Below are 18,265 nucleotides of genomic sequence, written 5' to 3' on the forward strand. Positions count from 1 at the left end.
TGGCCGTAAGAGTTAAGCACTAGCATGAATGAGATAGAACTGATCACTCAACAAACCGATAACTGGGTGAAAAAAGTGATCATGAAATACAATATTTGCCCCTTCGCCAGACGTGAGGTTGAGCGCGGCAGTATTCGCTATCTCGTTGTTGAACAAACCAAAGTCAAGCTAGTGCTCAAAGCCTTGATTGAAGAATGCCAATACCTAGATGCGCATCCCGAAGCCGAAACTACACTGTTTATTCTGCCGCGGGGTTTTGAGGGCTTTTACACTTACCTCGATCTGGTCGATATGGCGAACGACGCCTTATTCGACAACGACTATGAAGGCGTGTATCAGCTCGCGCATTTTCATCCCGATTATTGCTTCGAGGATGAACCACAGGACTCTGCCGCCAATTTTACCAACCGCGCTCCCTATCCAACCCTGCATATTATTCGCGAGGCTAGTATGGAGTTAGCCCTTGCTAACTACAACGACCCCGAATCAATTCCCGAGCGCAATATTCAATTTTGTGAGCGTAAAGGCAGCGAGTTTTTTATTAAATTACTCGCAGAGTGCATGGGGAAATAGCTTTTATTTCAAAGCAATAAACCTAACAACTCCTAAGTTTAGGCATTGGGAAAGGTCGCACTGTTTACACCAATCACAGGATTTGTGTGCTCCATTTCTCATTGCCATAGCGACGATTTTTATAGCTATCGATACGCCATTCATCGGCCTTTTTAAGGACGATAAACAGATACTCATCTTCGAAGTGAGTGTTGGTTTTGATATAGATTTCGGCTCTGCTCTTATGTTTTAAGTTAACGAGCAGCTCAAGAGGATGGTCACAACCATTAAACTTTGAAGGAAAACCAAAGGAGTTGCGAACTTTACCGCCATACACACGGGGCTTATCGGGGGGAGATTTGTTCATTGAGCAGTGCAAACCAATCGGTCCGCTCTGCATAGTGGAACTCTGTTTCGGGTAATACCTTTCTTAAGGCTTCTTCCTCTGCTTGCAGTTTGGCATAAAGATTATTTTCGATCTCATTCCAACTTTGGCAGAAAGATAACACACGCTGTGTTAAATACGCTTTTAATTCAATCTCATCCATGTCGATTATCTCGTCCTCTCCTAGGAATACTTACGGCGGACACTATAATCAAACGGCCTGTCGGTCACAAGCCTAGCTCTCTATCACATCAATAAAAAACATAATGATAATTCATTAGCTTAGGATGAATTAGCCAGCATATTCTCCCCTACATAGCTTGGCTGTTAACGCAGCCATAATTGTCATTCTTTGTTTACAGCCCAAAATGTTTACAAATTGCTACTTTTGTTATTTGTTTGTTAAAAATAAATTCCTGTGTTAGGTTGAAATCGCCTAAGTCAGCAGACGCCCGTCTGTCCATAGGAGCACAAGTAGATGCTCCGTGTCGCTTAGGTCTTACAACCTTGATAACAAATGGAGCAAGCACAATGAAATTAACCAAAATCGCCAGTGCCGTTATTGCCTTATCTGTGGGCGTTATTGCCCAAGCCCATGCCGACGACAATCGTTATGTCATTCAAGTCGAAGCGGGTCATAAAGGCATTGTTAAAGCACTGGCCAAAAAATTGGGCGCAGAAATCAATCTTGAAGGGGATGAATTTATCGCTGCGACTTTTACCGGCAAAGATCTCGCCCAAGTAAAAGGCCTGCTGAACAACCCACATATCACTCTGATTGAAGAAGACGTTCGCCGTCATCCTATGGCGCTGTATAACGACGATGCGGGCAATCCAATGACCCAGCAAGTCACGCCTTATGCGGTATATCAATCCCATGCCAACGAAGTAACCTTTAACCCAAATGCGGGCATGAAGGTGTGTATTATTGACTCTGGTTTAGATAGCTCAAACCCAGACTTTAACTGGAACAACATCACTGGCGATAACGACTCTGGTACGGGTAACTGGGATCAGAACGGTGGCCCACACGGCACTCACGTGGCGGGTACTATTGGTGCGGCAGACAACAATATCGGTGTTGTCGGTATGGCGCCTGGCGTACCTATGCATATCGTAAAAGTATTCAACGCCTCGGGTTGGGGTTACTCCTCTGACTTAGCCTATGCAGCCAACAAATGTAGCAATGCTGGCGCTAAGATCATCAGCATGAGTTTAGGTGGCGGCGCAGCCAACAATACCGAAAAGAATGCCTTCGACGCCTTTACTGCGGCGGGTGGTTTAGTGGTCGCGGCTGCGGGTAACGACGGTAACTCAGTACGCTCTTATCCAGCGGGTTACCCATCGGTGATGATGATCGGTGCTAACGATGCTAACAATAAGATTGCCGACTTCTCCCAATACCCAAGCTGCGTGAGCGGTCGTGGTAAAAAAGCCGTCAACGATGATGGCATCTGTGTTGAAGTGACCGCAGGCGGTGTCGATACCCTATCAACCTACCCTGCAGGCATGGCAACAGCCTCAACCTTAACAGCCGATGGCGCGACAGTTGCCTCATCAGCAATGGAGAACCCAGGTTCAGCCACAGGTAACACCTACTTTATGGGTACGGCTCAGGCAGTGGATTCTGGCGCGAACGGTAAGATTTGTGTTATCGATCGCGGCGTGATTTCCTTCCACGATAAAGTGCTTAACTGTGAAAACTCAGGCGGTGTCGGCGCAATCGTTATCAACAACGTCGCGGGCATGCTCTACGGCACTTTGGGTGATACCAACGCCACCACCATTCCTGCCGTTGGCGCAGCGTTTGAAGATAGAGCCAGCCTACTTGCTGCACAAAACGCAACGGTTTCAATCGATTCGGTTGACTACGGCTTTATGAGCGGTACTTCAATGGCCACACCAGCAGTATCGGGTATGGCTGCACTGGTATGGTCTAACCATTCACAATGTACTGGTACACAAATCCGTAACGCACTCAAAGCAACGGCAATGGATGCGGGTACTGTAGGTAAGGATAACTACTTCGGTTATGGTATCGTCAACGCGAAAGCGGCCGATGCTTACCTCACTACCTATGGCTGCTCTGGCAAATAGTATTTAGCCAAGATAATCAGCCAAGATAATCCCAATAAAAAAACCAGCACTTGTGCTGGTTTTTTTATTGTCTATTGGAAGATTACTTAAACCAGCCTTTGATACTGGTCAGCAGTGAGCGGCTGTAAAAAGGCACACCCTTGGCTTGGCAAAATGTCGCGATAGGCTCGACGCTGTCGCCATGTAAATGGTGCACTTTGATAGGCCAGCTGTCCTGCCCCAGTTGACGCTCGAGCAACTTCACATCGCCACGGATACGATTAATATCCTCTGCGTTTTCAGCGGGTAACTGGATCACTAGGCTTAAGGCGTGATCCGACGTACTTCGAATGAAATCCAAGCGTGATGATTCCAGCAGATAGGCCTTCTCGACAGTTTTATAGTTCGCGAGTAACCCTTTGAGCTGAGCAAAATGGGGATACTCATGGGGCTCGATATTGCCAAATAACGAAAGCGCCCCCCTGTGCTCAACCAACTCAAGCTGCGATGACAACATCAAGCGCACTTCGTGTGCATCCAAGGATTTCGACATATTGCTGTTAGGATTCAGCGCCATATCGCTCCCCGATTGCAGCAGCACTTGGAACAGCGTCTCGGCATCGAGCGTCATCACCCCATGGTGCGCAGTGCCTTCGCTCTTCATCAGTTCGATGGCCTTATCAACGGCGGTTTGAGATGTAAAAATCGGCGTAAAAGGATGATCACTACCATCCTCGAGGGGGACATACCACTGGGTGATGCCGATAGCCATCGCACCTTCACCCGCCTCGGGCGCCTCAGTGCGACTCTCACTCAAGATAAACAGGGTTGATTGGCTAAGTTGTTGATAAAACTCGGCCGCATACAGATTGTCTTGGAGGGCCTTCACAAAAATTTGTTCGAGTGGGGTTGTCGTTTCTAGGGTGTACAACATTGGCAAACTTCCTGTTATTAAGCGGTTCAGTCCTTTACTATCAAAGAGTTAAAAATAATTTTTAACCATTCGATTCACACTGACCAGATTAAATCGCGTGGGCATGGTAAAACATTGAGGGCGTCGAATCGAGTAAAACATCCCACAATTGGCATCAAAGCAGGCACTTAGCACAGTACCGAGCCTGCGCAGTCGCAAACTCGGCACTCATGAGTAACTGACTGATAGAATTAGAGACTTAATCCCCACACTTCGAAGGCATCGCGGCAAAGCTGCTCACGAAAATCCGGATGAGCGATATTGATCAAGGCCTGTGCCCGCTCGCGCAGGGAGCGACCACGCAGGTTCGCCGCGCCATACTCGGTCACTATGTAATGCACATGGGCACGGGTCGTCACGACCCCAGCACCGGGCGATAACACAGGAGCAATGCGGGAAATCGCGCCGCCCGAGGCGGTACTTGGCAAGGCAATCACAGAGCGGCCGCCTTCGGATAACCCCGCGCCGCGAATAAAGTCCATCTGCCCGCCAACACCCGAATAAATCTTAGTGCCTATCGAATCGGCGCAAACTTGGCCCGAAAGATCGACCTGCAGCGCCGAGTTAATCGCCATCACATTGGGGTTTTTACGGATAATAGAGGTGTCGTTGACTTGCTCGATATCCATAAAAATGACCGCAGGATTATCATCCACATAGTCGTATAACTTCTGGCTACCTAAGGCGAAACCTGTGACCAGTTTTCCGGGGTAAAAACGCTTCTTGCTGTTGTTAATCACGCCCTTTTCGACCAGCTGCAAAATCCCGTCGGAAAATAGCTCGGTATGCACGCCTAAGTCTTTGTGCTCGGTCAGGCAAGACAATACAGCATCGGGAATCGCGCCAATGCCCATCTGCAAACAATCGCCATCACGCACTAATTCGGCCACATTTTTACCTATCGCCAAACTCACTGCATCGCCGGTGGCAAAGGCATGGATGGGTAAACTGGCGCTCTGTTCATACACAGCGGCGAAACGGTCGATATGAATAAAACCATCGCCGTGGGTGCGGGGCATTTGCGGGTTGATATGGGCGATGATTTTACCCGCCACTTGGCAGGCGGCTAAGGTGGCCTCCACCGAAATCCCTAAGGAACACATGCCGTGTTTGTCGGGCGGCGACACTTGGATAATCGCGGTATCGATTTTTTGCTCGCCGCTGCGGAACAGTTTAGGCACTTCCGAGAGGAAAATCGGCACATAGTCGGCGTCACCGCTTTGTAATAACGGCCGAGTCGGCACTCCACCAAAGAAACAACGATGGCGCAAATGACCACGCAAATCGGGATGACTTAAGGACTCAGCGCCTTCGGTATGTAGCTGTAATAAGGTGAGATTTTCAAGGGTGAGCGCATGTGTTGCCAGCGCATCTAATAAGACTCTGGGGGTCGCCCCCATGGAATGGGTCCACAGGGTTTCGCCACTTTGAATGAGCGATACCGCTTCGAGGGCACTTTGACACACAATCGCAGGCATACAGAATTCCTTCGCTTAGCTGATCCCCATTCCTTTGCGCATGTTGTGGCGAGGATGCGCCACACGCTTTGCGTCTCCGCTCCCCCAAGGGTTACGCAAAGCCAATACAGCAAAGGAACATTTTATTAGCAGCAGTGTAAGCGAGTTCTAAAGTAACTAACATCCATTTCAACGACTTAGTCCGATTCTTTACCAATACTTTGCGTTAAGTCAAAACTCGCGCCCAAAGCAAGAGCCTTAATCCAAACGTTTGGAGAATCGCAGACTGGCCACCAGCAGGCCTAAACAGGTAAAGCCAATCATCCACAGCGCATCAAATTGCAAGTCACTCACCTCGGCATCCCTCAACACAATCGCGCGGGACATGCGCATAAAGTGCGTCGCGGGTAACGCCTCGGCAATCCACTGCGCCGCCACGGGCATGGCCTCGTAGGGGAACATAAAGCCCGACAACAGAATCGACGGCAGCAGGATAAACACCGTCATCTGCATCGACTGCAACTGGGTTTTCGCTATGGTTGAAATCACTAGGCCTAAGGTCAAACTGGCGCAGATAAACAGCATAGCCGCCAGCGCAATCGAATCCAAACCGCCGCGAATCGGCACGGCAAACAGTAAATGTCCGGCGGTAAGAATAATGGCCAGTTGCACAAAGCCCACTAATACATAAGGCGTTATTTTACCTAGCATTAGCTCGAGCGGCCGCACTGGTGTGGTGATTAAAAACTCCATATTGCCCTGCTCACGCTCGCGCACAATCGCGGCCGAGGTAAACATCACCATAGTCATAGTCAAAATCACCCCTAAGAGGCCGGGAACGATATTCACCACAGAACGCTGCTCAGGGTTAAAATACTGCACCACCTCAAAACTGGGGGGATTCGATTTAACCGCCCTCCCCGCAATTTCATCCAATGGCATTTGCCTTAAACTGCGAATGGTAGAGGCGACCACGGTATCCGAGCCATCCACCAACCATTGCCCCACGGGCTCGGCAAAATAGGCCTGCCCCACAAAGGCGGGATGTCGCACTAAACGCTCGTCGAGATCGGCGCCTAAATACAACACGGCTTTCACTTCGCCCCGAGTAATGGCCGCATCCGCTTCGGCGGCGCTCAAGTAGCGATTTTTAAAATCAACTACTTGAGTCGATTCTACCGCCTTAACCAAGGCGCGGCTATAGGCGGAGTCGCTTAAGTTCACTAAACCTGCGGGCAAATGGCGCGCATCGGTGTTGATGGCATAACCAAACAGCATCAACTGCACTAAGGGGATCATCACTATCATGCCGAAGGTCATGCGATCCCGCGATAACTGCCTGAGTTCTTTGACCACCACGGCCCAAATTCTACGTAGCATCTTGAGCCTCCAAAGTCGTGGCCTGACTGCCATTTGGCGGCGTTAGCTGGGCACGCCCGCCAGTGCAGGTGACAAACACATCCTCAAGGCTTGGACGCACTTCGGTAAGTGCTCGCCCCGCAACCCTTGGGCTTAACCAAGCCAGCGGATCTGCAATCGAACTTTGCACTAATACCCGTAAACGACTGCCAATCTGCGCCGCCGATAACACGTTGGCGTCGCTGATAAGCGACTGTTTAAGCTTACGTAAATCCTCACCCGACACTTCAATGACCCGCGCGCCCATGGCCGCCATTAATTGTTGCGGCGAGCCGTCGGCGCGTTTTATCCCGCGCTCTAAAATCGCCAGACCATGGCAACGCTCGGCCTCATCCATATAGTGGGTCGAGACTAAAATCGTGGTGCCTTGGGCGCAGAGATCGAACAGCCGCTCCCAAAACTCGCGGCGATTTTCAGGGTCGACCGCCGACGTCGGCTCATCGAGAAATAACAGCTCGGGGTGATGCAAGGTCGCGGCGGCTAAGGCTAGACGCTGCTTTTGCCCGCCACTCATGGAGCCCGCCATTTGCTTCTCGCGCCCCGCCAAATCGTACAAGCTTAATAACTCGGCCAAACGCGCCTTGGTTTGGCGACGATTCAACCCATAAATTTGCGCCACAAACTCGAGGTTTTCCCTCACCGACAGGTTGTCGTAGAGGGAGAATTTTTGCGTCATATAGCCAATGCGGCGGCGCAGTTTTTCCTCGGCGCCGGGCAAGGTTTCCCCCAGCACCCGAATATCCCCCGAGGTTGGACTCAGCAGCCCAGTCAACATCCGAATGGAGGTCGATTTGCCGCAGCCATTGGGGCCTAAAAACCCATAAATCGTGCCCTTAGGGATCGCCAAGTCGAGATCTTTGACCGCATTGATGCCGCCAAAGGCGCGGGTCATACCGCGGGTTTCGATAGCAAACTCAGAAGCCGCGCTTAATGTTTCTGCCGCTGATGTCCCAGCGACTGATCTCCCTACTGAAGCCTGTTGAGCGCTCATGGCAGCTGTACCTCAAGGGCCATTCCCGTGGGTAAATCCTGCCCATCTGGCGCAATATCGATATCGGTGAGATACATCAACCTCGCCCTATCGCGTTCATTTAAGGCATAAAAAGGAGTGTAAGCTGGTTGACTGCGAATATTACGCACTGTGCCTGCAATAGGCTGCGCGCGGCCATCGACAAGGATCTTCACTTTGCTCCCCGCCTTGACCCTATCGAGCCAAGTCGCAGGCAGATACACCCGCACATAGGGATGCTCAATCGCCAATAAACCAATAAGTTGACTACCTGCGGCCACCCTGTCGCCCACCCGCCAAGGTAAGGTATCCACTACTGCGGGTCTTGCTGCCACTAGGCTTAAATCCTTGAAGGCTTTTTGCTCCTGCGCCACGCCAGCCATGGCCGCCTCAACTGCGGCTTTGGCCTGCTCGAGTTGCTCGCTACGGGTGCCGTTTTGCAACAATCTTAAGCTCTGCTCGGCTTCGGCTTGCTTGGCAAGGCTGGTATCACGCGCCGCGCGCGCCGCATCTAAATCCGCTTGGCTGAGCACCTTAGTCTTAAATAACCGCTGCGTGCGCTCAAAATTCTGCCGCGCCTCTTTCACGCTGGCATTGGCGCCGTCGAGGGCGGCGCGGGCTTTATCTATATCTTCCGAGCGGGCCCCCGTCATGGCTTCTTCCAGCTTGGCCTGCGCTTGCTTAAGCTCGGCTTGACGCTGTCCAAGGCGCGCCTTGGCGGCTGTGCTATCCAGCTCGAGTAACACCTCCCCCGCCTGCACTTGCTGGCCTTCAACCACATTAATCCGATTGATCAGCTCCCCCACGGGTGCGGTGAGGGTTAACCTGTCGCGCTCGACTGTGCCTAGCACGCGGGGCGATTCATCACCGCAGGCCGTCAATTGCAGCAACAATGCCGCGCCCAAAAGATTCGCCAACATCTTGCCCCATCTTTGAACAGAAAGTCGCCGCGCCATAACCGACATCACTGTTAACCTATTGGTTAATATCATTATTCACTCCTAGGTTCACGTAATACGCCCAGGGTAAACACTTGCATATTGTGCTGTGCTAAGCGTTGTAAATCCGCAGCATTGGCACTAAACAGGCCAAACTGACGCATTAAAACCGGGGGCGCGATCAGCGGAAACACCATCAAACTGATAAAACTCAGGCGCACTAAATTGGGGTCGAGGCCTTCTTTGAGTAATCCCGCGTTCACTAATGCCGACTCGACCCATTGGCGCGAGAGGGACAGAATTTGCTCAAACACCGACAACATAATTCGATAGGCCTCGGTGCCATCGCCTTCCTGCAACACACGTACTATTAATCGGGGTAATCCGGGATTAGGTGCCATCACCCGATAATAGGTTTGCATCAGTTCACCTATATCATTGGGTGCTTGAGCGCTGGAAATTTCACGTAAACGCCCAATCACAGGCTCTAGGGTTTCCCGCACCATCTGCTCGAATAAGCCAGCCTTAGAGCCAAAGTAATAGCGGATAAGCGCCGCATCCACCTCGGCTTCACGGGCTATTTCACGGGTAGAAACAGTGGGATAACTGCGTTCACTAAAGAGCGTCACCGCGGCGGCGATCAGCCGTTGGCGCGCATCAGAGTTGCCCTTAGGGCGGCCTGCCGCCTGGGAGGTGTCGGCATGGGTAGCAAATGGAACCACCCCACGGGGGCGGCTGGGAATGAGCGACATAACCAGCTCCAGCAGAATTCATCTATTGATGAATATACTGAAAAGCTGCTGGAAAAGGCAGCAGTTAAATTCCTCATTTTGATTCAAATTGAGGAATTTAACCTAAAAGGCTTAAGGTAGAGGTTTCAGCCGCTTAAGCCACTTTTACCTCTCACTTAACGGCTTCAACGCAGGAGTTGAGCTTAAGGCTCAGGGTTCAAGGCTGTACAGCTTACGCCCCTTTCACGATGGCGCTTAAACGTGCGATAAATTGCTGCACAGCTTCAAGGGTATCGAAACTAAACGCCAATCCGTAGTGGGTTTCGTTCAGGCTCTTATGTAAGCGCTTGGGAAAACGCGTCATTTCCGCATTGTGGTAATAGTCATACTTGGCATGTACGCCCGCTAAGGTGGCTAACTCGCTGGAAAACACCTCAAAGGCTGGGCGGATAATCAGCTGCGCGGTTTTGCCCTCCATATGCAGATAAAAAGCTTCCTTGGTTTCCGGCAACATATATTCGGTAATGCTCTTCACCGAAAAATTGCTGCGACAATGCAACTCGGTTAAACAGCGGCTCATTTCCTGTTGTGTAATAGCCAAAAGCGCCTCCTAAAAGTGTAAACATCTTGATATACAGAACAATAAACTGATTAGCCTATCAGTGTTAATAAAAATAATTTCCCACAGCTTTAGGCAAATTTAAACAGCTTAATACGTCATGCGTTTTATTAGCGTTTACTGATCAAGTAATTAGCGTGTCCCTCTCCCCTATTAAAACACAGTCAAAAGATTGTCGCTATGTCATTAAATTGTATGGTGAATTTTTGCTTGCCAGCAGAAAATGTTGCGACTAGGTTAATAACCCAGAGTGGAAGTCGGGCCAGTTTACCCCCAATGCTAAAGCCTAGTAATGATGTGCTTTAGGCTTCCATTCCTAAGGTTTCGCCGTATTGATTAAACCTGACAAACGCTTGCCATGCCGAACGCTGCGACTTAACGCCATTCACCCGACACTCAATGGCCGTTAGCAATGGACTGCAAGGCCGTGCTCAATCACTAAAAAGATGAGAAACACCCATGAAGATAAAAAACACCTTAATGCTCTTGGGTCTGTTAGCTGTCAGCCCCGCAGTATTTGCTGCAACAGGTATCGCCTTTGTCCACGGAACGGGGCATCAAACCAATGCGTTAGCCGACTATTGGACATCCGAATTTGTTAACTCGGTGCGCCAAGGGATCCCCGTCCCCAATAATTACACTGTCATCAACTGTGACTTCGACCAATATATGTGGGAAGAAACGGCCGCAGGCTGCCTTGCCACTCAGCTTAATAGCTTTATTCAAGCGAAGAATATAGATGATTTAATCCTGCTCACCCACTCCAATGGCGGCAATGTGGTGCGCTGGATTTTATCCAACCCCACTTGGGACAGCCGTTATCCTGCGGTGATCAACGCCACCTCCAGAGTGATCGCCCTTGCGCCATCGAGTGGCGGCACGCCGCTGGCCGATGCGGTCAATCAGGGCAATGTGTTCGAAACTAGCCTAGGTTGGCTCTTAGGTTATGGCAGCAATGCGGTCAAACAGCAGCAAGTCGGCTGGATGGCAAACTACAACAACACCTTGCTCTACGGCACAGCTGGTCGCCCGAGTTTAGGTAAACCCTTCGAGGTAGTTGTCGGCTCGGATGTGGATTCCGCCATTTGGGATAGCGACAGCTACTGCGCAGGCTATCAATATCAGGTCGCCCTCGAAACCACCCAAAACTGGCTCGATAGCTGCTCCGACGGCTTCTTAAATTGCAGCTCTCAAAAAGCCGCAGGCACAGTCTGGTTTACCGATAAACAAAAGACCCGAGGCCAAGAACCGCTAAGCCATCAGCAGAGTCGCCGTGCCTGCTTTAACTTAGACACGCTGATCCGCAACCATATTTAAGGAGCTAACTATGCAACCATTCACACTCCGCACCTTAAGCAAAGCGGTCAGCTTGGTCATCTTAGCTGGCCTGCTCGGTGCCTGTCAGGATGAATCGACCACGCCTGAGCCACAAAAAGAAGCCAGCCCAATGTATGCCAAGGGCTTAACCTTATCAGCGCCAACGGATAGCGATCTTGTCGATACCAATATCGCCGCGCCAACCCTCGCGCCGATTAACACCAGTACCGATTACGTCAGCTTTATCACCCCACTCTATGGCGAATACCAAGCCAGTCAGCCCGTGCTTGAGCAGGCAAGCCAGAGTGATGAGTATTGGCTTAATGTCACCGGCGCCGAGCTGAATGCTGGCGTGCAGCTTAACTTAAGCCAAGCGGGCAGCTTAGTGCGGATTGCGCCCCGCGGCGATGTCAGCACAGGCGCCTTAATGCATGCCGATGCCGTTGCCCCCGAGCGAGTGCAAATTCAGCGGATAGGCCAAACGCCGCAGGGGAAAAACGCCAGCAGCCCGCAAGCAACAGAATCTTTAGTTAAATCGCTGGTGAGCGCCGACGCCTTAGCCAGCGCGGGACTCGCCGATGATTCCAGCGCGCTGCAAATGTCTGACAAGGCCACGGCCGGAGAATATCGCCTACAAGTCAGCCAGCCCTTGGTCGCTAAGGCCAACTATCTGGTCAACGTGAAGGAAAAAGGCTCGCCCTATCAACTGAGCATCAAGGCACCCAGCGCAATTGCGGCCGATGCCCAAGCGGTTGGGGTAAAACTCGCCTTAAGCCAAAGCGATAATCAATTTGCGCCTCAGGCCAAACTCAAACAAGCCGATGGCACAGAGCAAGCGCTGGCCATGGTGAAACAGGGGGATGAATGGCAGGCTTTAGTGCCCGCAGACTTGCCCCTTGCCAGCAGCAATGCGGGGCTGAGTGAAATCGAAGTCACAGTCCAGACCCAGGTCGATGGCCGCCCAGTGCAGCGCACGGTGAAAACCGCCTTTAAGTCCTATGTGAACTCGGCCAGCATCAAGCCAGAAGTATTGACCGTGTGGGACAAAGGCGTACCTAATCAAGTCAACTTTGAGCTAAATGTCGCCGAGGCGGGACGCTTTGGTTTAAGTGGCGTGCTCACGGGCACCAATACCGAAGGCCAAAAAGTGGCGATTATGCGCACCCAAGCGGCGACTTGGTTAACGCCCGAATCCCCCAAACTCAAGCTGATGTTTGACCCAACACTTATCCAAGCCTCGGGTCTGCAACCGCCCTTTGAACTCAACGAGCTTGAGCTGCAAGACCAAGGGCAAATGGCGCGGTTAAGTTTTCAGGCCAACGCACTGGTACTTAGCCGCTAACGACTGTGTTTAGCCGCTAATTCATTTTTCATTTTTCACATCTCCCTTCCCAACCGTTTTGAGTGCCCACCCGGGCACTCTTTTTTTTAGCTTAATGCAATCAGCCTCAGTTAAAGCCAGACAGAAAAGCACAAGACAAATTTCTAACAAAGGTTTCCAAAATGCCGCGCGAGATCACAAATGAGTGATAAAGCAGGTGCCACAGGACGCAATATCGTCACAATGACGATATAAAATTTACATTGATTACCGAAGGTTATTCCTTTTAAATAACAAAGTGTCTAGGCATAATGTCAATGTTTTGACGTCATGCGAATTGATGACACTCAATGTACAACACGCGCTACCTATAAAAATAACAATGGCTAATGGCACCGCGATTCCCCCGCCTTAGTCGATGCTCAAGCAATGGAAATCCTATGAGTGACAGCACATTTTTTTTTGGTGAATGGCAAGTCAATCCCAGCGCCAACAGCCTGCTCCTTGGTAAACAAGTTAAACAACTTGAACCTAAGGCGATGGATGTGTTGTTGTTTCTCTGCCAAAACGCCGGTGAAGTGGTCAGCAGCGACGAAATTGTTAGCCATTGCTGGCCAGGGGTCGACACGGGCGACAATCCACTGCACAAGATTATCAACCAGTTACGTCGCGCACTTGGCGATAGCGCCACCGAATCCCGTTACATTGAGACCATTCGCAAACGTGGCTATCGCACCTTAGCCGAGGTTCGCTTTCCCGTTGGCCACGAGGCCAGCGCCACGCCACAGACTTGGCAAGGCGGCTCGCCGTTTCCGGGCCTGCAAGCCTACAGCGCCAACTATGCCGACGTATTCTTCGGCCGCAGCGAGCAAATTAGCACGCTGCTGAATCGCATTAGCCAACAAATCCAGTTTGGCCGCGCCTTCTGCTTAATTTTGGGCCCGAGTGGCAGCGGTAAATCCTCCTTAATTAATGCCGGTGTTTTGCCTAACCTCATGGCCGCCAATGGCTTTAATGGCGTTGGGGTTGTGGCCTACAGCAGCCTCGATTTTGCCGATGTTAGCAAGGGACAACTGCTCACCGTACTGGCCAGTGCCATGCTCGACTGGGAGCTAAACGACACCCCAGTCTTTGAGGGAATGAGCGCCGATACGCTTGCCGCCAAGCTTGAACAAGATCCGCAGAGCATTGTCGATATATGTAAACAAAGCCTTAAAAATCAGACTTATGCTACACCACGCTTTGCCTTATTTATCGACAGATTAGAGGTCTTATTATCATCGCCGCTGTTTAGCGATGCCGAGCGCAGCGCCTTTATCGAGCTGTTAGAGCGTCTTGCCACTTCCCATGCAGTGTTGATTCTAAGTGCCTGTCGCAACGATTTTTATCCGCTGCTAGTCAATTACCCCAGCCTGATGGCAGGCAAAGCCCGCGGCGCCCATTTCGACTTAGCGCCGCCCACTCGCACCGAGCTGTTGCAGATGATCCGCCTGCCAGCCGTTGCCGCCAATTTAACTTGGGAAATCGATAGCGACACCGCCATGCCGCTGGATGAAATGCTCTGTAGCGATGCCGCCAGCAACCCAGATGCGCTGCCTATGCTGCAATACACCTTGCAGGCGCTGTACTTACAACGCAGCGACGACGACAAGCTATTGGTCTCTGTATATCGCACCTTGGGCGGTATCGAAGGCGCTATTGGTAAAAATGCCGAGCAGGCCATCTCCCATTTAACCGAGGCCGAAAAAGCCAGTCTGCCACGGATTTTATCCCTGTTAGTCACCCTGCGTGAGGATGAAAAATCCATCACCAGCCGCACCGCCCGCTGGTCGCAGTTGCAAAGCGCGGCCGAAACCGCCCTAGTGCAAGCCATGGTCGACAGCCGCTTATTTGTGTCCCATCTGCAAAATGGTGAGCCCTGTTTTAGCATCGCCCACGAAGCCCTGCTGCGCCGCTGGCCAAGGGCGACGGCGTGGATCAGCGAACATAACGACAGCCTTAGCATTAAGAGCCGACTACAGCATTTATCCCAGCGCTGGCTCAGCGAAGCCAAACACAGCGCCTATTTGCTGGCCGAGGGTAAACCCTTAAAAGAGGCCCAAAGCCTTAGGCAAAACCCCTTATTTGACTTAGACGAGCGGGAAACCGACTTTATTGCCGCCTCCAGCAAACGCGCCACTATGCTGCGCTGGACGAGGCGCGTTACCGTCGCCCTGCTGTGCGTACTCACCTTAACCTCAGTCATTATGAGCGTTCGCAGTATCGAAGCCGAAAAGCTGGCCCAGCAAAAACGCCTCGCCGCCGAAGATCTGCTCGGGTTTATGGTGGGTGACTTCGCCGATAAGATGCGCGGCATCGGCCGAATGGACTTACTCGACGGCATCAGCAATAAGGCATTGGAATATTTCACAGATTTCTCCAGCCAAGACGATGAGAAGTACTTAAGCTTCGATGCCCGCTTCCAGCATGGACAAACCTTAGAGGCCATGGGCGAAGTCGCCTATTCACGTAATAAAATCGATGAAGCCCGCAGCGCCCTACTCGCCGCACAGGAAAAAATGCTACCGCTGCTCGAATTGCAGCCAGAAAACTTAGCCCTGCTAAAAACCTTAGGCGCCAACGCCTTCTGGTTGGGTCAGCTTAAATATGATGTGAAAGATTGGGCGGCATCTCGCCCCTTCTTCGAGCAGTACTTAGCCTATAGCCAAACCATGTACACCCTAGCGCCCGAGGATAAAGATGCGCTGATGGAACTATCCTATGCCCATAACACCTTGGGCTCAGTGTCGATGAAGCAACAGGACTTTACTAAAGCACAGCAAGATTTTGAGGAATCATTACGATTAAAGCTCTTGGCACTGGCCAAAGCCCCCGAAGATAGCCAACTGATTGCCGATGTGGCCGATACTCGCTCTTGGTTAGCAAGTGCAGCACTCTCACAAGGGGATTTGCTATCGGCGATAAATATTCATATTCAACTTCAACAAGAGTTAGGAAAAAATATTAAACAACCATATATATTAGATAGGCTGTCAGCGAGCCATCAAATTCTAAGTGAGTTATATGATTATCAAAACCAAATCGACTTATCTCTACGTCAAGCTCAACTTGGATTAGAAGCGATTACAAGAGCATTAGAGCAGGACCCTGGGAATGATATATGGATCAGACAAAAATACACTTTGCAATTTAATCTACTTGCACTCTCAAATGCTGTTTCAAGTGATGTGTCTAACTTAAAGAATTTACTTGATTCTGATGTCAAATTAAATTCATCAACAAAAAAAGATGAGATTTACGCAAGTTATTTTCTGGCGTCAGCAAAACACTTACAGCGACAAGGACTGACTACTGAAAGCAGATATTATGCATCTGAGGCAAAAAATAAATTCCAGAAAATATCAAAAAAGTTCAACCAAAGCACAAACTTCACATCAAGTTTAGCTGAAAGCATATTATTAGAAGCAAAAACTGTTCAAGATGAAAAAACAAAGATTGAGTTATGTAATACTACGAAAAGTTTAATTTATCCAATACTCAAAAAGGATAAATCACCAAACTTCACGGTTACTTATATAAAATCACTTGACTGCCTCGGTGAAGTTGTCAATGATGAACACTTAAAAAAATTATTATTAGAATCTCATATAACTAATACAGCATTTTAATCAAAAGAAAGGAAATTTATATGTTAGTACCACAAGGATCCGCTCAGTTTATTAAAGTAAACGTCACCCTAGAAAATGGTGAACCTGTATTTATCTATACCGATGCCAGCGGCGAGCAGTGCCCAGGTGATGTCACCATCACCCAAGCTAGCACTGTGACCTATTTGCTCAATGATCAAACTGGTAAAGGTTTAAAATTTGTCGGTGTGGGTTTTGTGACTCCATTCGATGAAGTTATCGATGCAGTGACCATTAGCAGCGATGGTTTGTTAGTGCAACTTGTTGACCTCGATAGAACGCCAGGCACCACTAAGTTCCAATTTGTACTGAGCAACACAGCCAATACTCTGCTGGTATTAAGCCCTGACCCACAAATTATTAACCGTCCAGAAAACTAATCTTTGTTGAAAGGGACTGCCTAGCAGTCCCCTTTTCCCCCTTCCTGCCCCCTCTGCTTGCCACAGCTAAACGCCTGAGTGTCAATTCGTCCCCCCTTTTTAACCAATTCTGCTTCGCAAATTTGCGCATTATTTCCCCTTCATACGACATAAATCGCAGCGAATCGACGTGAAGATTGCCCTAAACTATTCGGAAGCTAATTTTTTATTCATTTATAAACAATAAGTTAAACCAGAAGGTAAGCAGAAGGTATCTTTTCTTCCACCAGAATAAAGTCATCCTCAGAAAAGCGCCTAGCGCAGATGATTAAAGTTCACGGAGAAAGATAACAATGACAAACTCACCGAAACTGGCACGTCAACAACCCGCCTTATCCATTGTCGATGATGCTGCATTGGCCGCAACTCAGCATGCAAAGGCTGCCGAGCTACAGCTGAACTTTTTCGAGCATTCTTCCCTCGAGACCATTGAGCTCTTTATTCAACATTTAACCGAGCCAGTGATCCTAGTGAATGCCAACGGCTTTATCCGTTCGTGCAATCAACGTAGTGCCGAGCTGCTCGATTGCCCGCTGGCGAGTTTAAAGGGCCAAGACTGGCGCAATTTTTTGACCGAACATCATCAAGCGCGCTACGACAATCTCCTGAGCCATGATGTGCAACTAGGCACTAATTGTGGTCACCCCGTGCAGCACCCTGCGCAGGAAACCACGCTGATCTGCGCCTCTGGCAAGGCCAAAGATGTTGAATTGTCTATCTCTTATATTCCCAGCCATGAACCCGTGTTTGTGATGGTGATGCACGATTTAACTCAGCATAAGGCGGAAAACCTCAAGCTGCGTAAATTGGCCGCCACCGACTCCCTCACCCAACTGGCGAACCGTCGCTATTTTGATGAAATGCTGCAACAGCAATGGGAAGAATGTACCGCTAAGCTGCGCCCTATCAGCGTAGTCATTATCGATGTGGATTATTTTAAGGTGTTTAATGACCAGTTCGGTCATATCCAAGGTGATGAATGCCTTAGAAAAATCGCCAAAGTAATCGCCAATATTGTGCCTATCGACATCGGTCTTGCGGCCCGTTACGGCGGCGAAGAGTTTGCGCTGATCCTGCCTAATCACAATGCAAAAATGGCACTGACCATAGCGCAAAAAATTCAGCAAGGGATTAATAATATTCGCTTTACTGACCAAGGGCTTAGGGATTATGTCTCGGTAAGTGCCAGCCAAGGGATTGCCAGTGAAGTTAATGGCCAGTTCCGTACTTCACTCGCCATGGTGTGCGCCGCCGATACCGCGCTTTACCGCGCCAAGGCCGATGGTCGTGATCGGATAAACGCCTCACTGTAGGCAGTAGCGATTGCAGCGTAAGCAATTGTAAGGGAATGAAATTAAACAAG

General features: G+C 50.0%; 16 protein-coding genes. 7 read left to right on the plus strand and 9 right to left on the minus strand.

Features of this window, described 5'->3' with window-relative positions:
* Nucleotides 1-24: 24 nt before the first annotated feature.
* Complete coding sequence (locus K0H60_RS13820; RefSeq protein WP_220056086.1) at nt 25-573, plus strand: DUF1415 domain-containing protein; 549 nt, start codon at nt 25-27, stop codon at nt 571-573.
* Nucleotides 574-646: 73 nt separating this feature from the next.
* On the opposite strand, the gene K0H60_RS20600 is transcribed toward K0H60_RS13820, so the two are convergent.
* Nucleotides 647-919, minus strand: coding sequence for an NTF2 fold immunity protein (locus K0H60_RS20600; protein ID WP_258405743.1), 273 nt, complete (start codon nt 917-919; stop codon nt 647-649).
* Nucleotides 897-1,100, minus strand: coding sequence for a hypothetical protein (locus tag K0H60_RS20605; protein ID WP_258405744.1), 204 nt, complete (start codon nt 1,098-1,100; stop codon nt 897-899). Before K0H60_RS20605 ends, K0H60_RS20600 begins: the two co-directional genes overlap by 23 nt.
* Before the next feature lie 368 nt (nt 1,101-1,468).
* On the opposite strand from K0H60_RS20605, the gene K0H60_RS13830 reads away from it, so the two are divergent.
* Nucleotides 1,469-3,034 (plus strand): S8 family serine peptidase, encoded by a 1,566-nt coding sequence (locus tag K0H60_RS13830; RefSeq protein ID WP_220056087.1) that lies wholly within the window; start codon nt 1,469-1,471, stop codon nt 3,032-3,034.
* Between the two features lie 82 nt (nt 3,035-3,116).
* Here the strand turns inward: K0H60_RS13830 and K0H60_RS13835 are convergent, their stop codons facing one another.
* The 7 genes from K0H60_RS13835 to K0H60_RS13865 all read right to left on the minus strand — a co-directional run bounded on the left by K0H60_RS13835 (nt 3,117) and on the right by K0H60_RS13865 (nt 10,120).
* The gene (locus K0H60_RS13835) at nt 3,117-3,947 is read right to left on the minus strand and encodes an SseB family protein (RefSeq protein ID WP_220056088.1); all 831 of its coding nucleotides are present in this window, start codon (nt 3,945-3,947) and stop codon (nt 3,117-3,119) included.
* 230 nt (nt 3,948-4,177) lie between these two features.
* The gene (locus K0H60_RS13840; protein WP_220056089.1) at nt 4,178-5,464 is read right to left on the minus strand and encodes an acetyl-CoA hydrolase/transferase family protein; all 1,287 of its coding nucleotides are present in this window, start codon (nt 5,462-5,464) and stop codon (nt 4,178-4,180) included.
* Nucleotides 5,465-5,701: 237 nt separating this feature from the next.
* Nucleotides 5,702-6,823, minus strand: coding sequence for an ABC transporter permease (locus tag K0H60_RS13845; protein ID WP_220056090.1), 1,122 nt, complete (start codon nt 6,821-6,823; stop codon nt 5,702-5,704).
* Nucleotides 6,813-7,754 (minus strand): ABC transporter ATP-binding protein, encoded by a 942-nt coding sequence (locus K0H60_RS13850; protein ID WP_220058171.1) that lies wholly within the window; start codon nt 7,752-7,754, stop codon nt 6,813-6,815. The genes K0H60_RS13845 and K0H60_RS13850 overlap by 11 nt, the downstream gene beginning before the upstream one ends.
* A gap of 95 nt (nt 7,755-7,849) precedes the next feature.
* Nucleotides 7,850-8,863: an HlyD family secretion protein gene (locus tag K0H60_RS13855; RefSeq protein ID WP_220056091.1), complete on the minus strand. Its 1,014-nt coding sequence runs from the start codon at nt 8,861-8,863 to the stop codon at nt 7,850-7,852.
* Nucleotides 8,863-9,561, minus strand: a complete 699-nt coding sequence (locus K0H60_RS13860) for a TetR/AcrR family transcriptional regulator (protein WP_220056092.1) — start codon at nt 9,559-9,561, stop codon at nt 8,863-8,865. The genes K0H60_RS13855 and K0H60_RS13860 overlap by 1 nt, the downstream gene beginning before the upstream one ends.
* A gap of 211 nt (nt 9,562-9,772) precedes the next feature.
* Nucleotides 9,773-10,120 (minus strand): hypothetical protein, encoded by a 348-nt coding sequence (locus K0H60_RS13865; protein ID WP_220058172.1) that lies wholly within the window; start codon nt 10,118-10,120, stop codon nt 9,773-9,775.
* 498 nt (nt 10,121-10,618) lie between these two features.
* Between K0H60_RS13865 and K0H60_RS13870 the strand changes: the two genes are divergently transcribed.
* From K0H60_RS13870 to K0H60_RS13890, 5 genes are all read left to right on the plus strand, one after another.
* Nucleotides 10,619-11,476, plus strand: coding sequence for a lipase family protein (locus tag K0H60_RS13870; RefSeq protein ID WP_088210687.1), 858 nt, complete (start codon nt 10,619-10,621; stop codon nt 11,474-11,476).
* A gap of 10 nt (nt 11,477-11,486) precedes the next feature.
* Nucleotides 11,487-12,818 carry a DUF4785 domain-containing protein gene (locus tag K0H60_RS13875; protein ID WP_220056093.1) on the plus strand — a complete coding sequence of 444 codons (1,332 nt, stop codon included), beginning with the start codon at nt 11,487-11,489 and terminating at the stop codon, nt 12,816-12,818.
* 419 nt (nt 12,819-13,237) lie between these two features.
* Entirely contained in the window at nt 13,238-16,465 is a 3,228-nt protein-coding gene (locus tag K0H60_RS13880; RefSeq protein WP_220056094.1) for an nSTAND1 domain-containing NTPase, read from the plus strand.
* A gap of 20 nt (nt 16,466-16,485) precedes the next feature.
* Nucleotides 16,486-16,863 carry a DP-EP family protein gene (locus K0H60_RS13885; RefSeq protein WP_011626667.1) on the plus strand — a complete coding sequence of 126 codons (378 nt, stop codon included), beginning with the start codon at nt 16,486-16,488 and terminating at the stop codon, nt 16,861-16,863.
* Nucleotides 16,864-17,195: 332 nt separating this feature from the next.
* Entirely contained in the window at nt 17,196-18,215 is a 1,020-nt protein-coding gene (locus K0H60_RS13890) for a sensor domain-containing diguanylate cyclase (protein ID WP_220056095.1), read from the plus strand.
* Nucleotides 18,216-18,265: the final 50 nt, after the last annotated feature.

Source organism: Shewanella mangrovisoli (assembly GCF_019457635.1).
Taxonomy (GTDB): domain Bacteria; phylum Pseudomonadota; class Gammaproteobacteria; order Enterobacterales; family Shewanellaceae; genus Shewanella; species Shewanella mangrovisoli.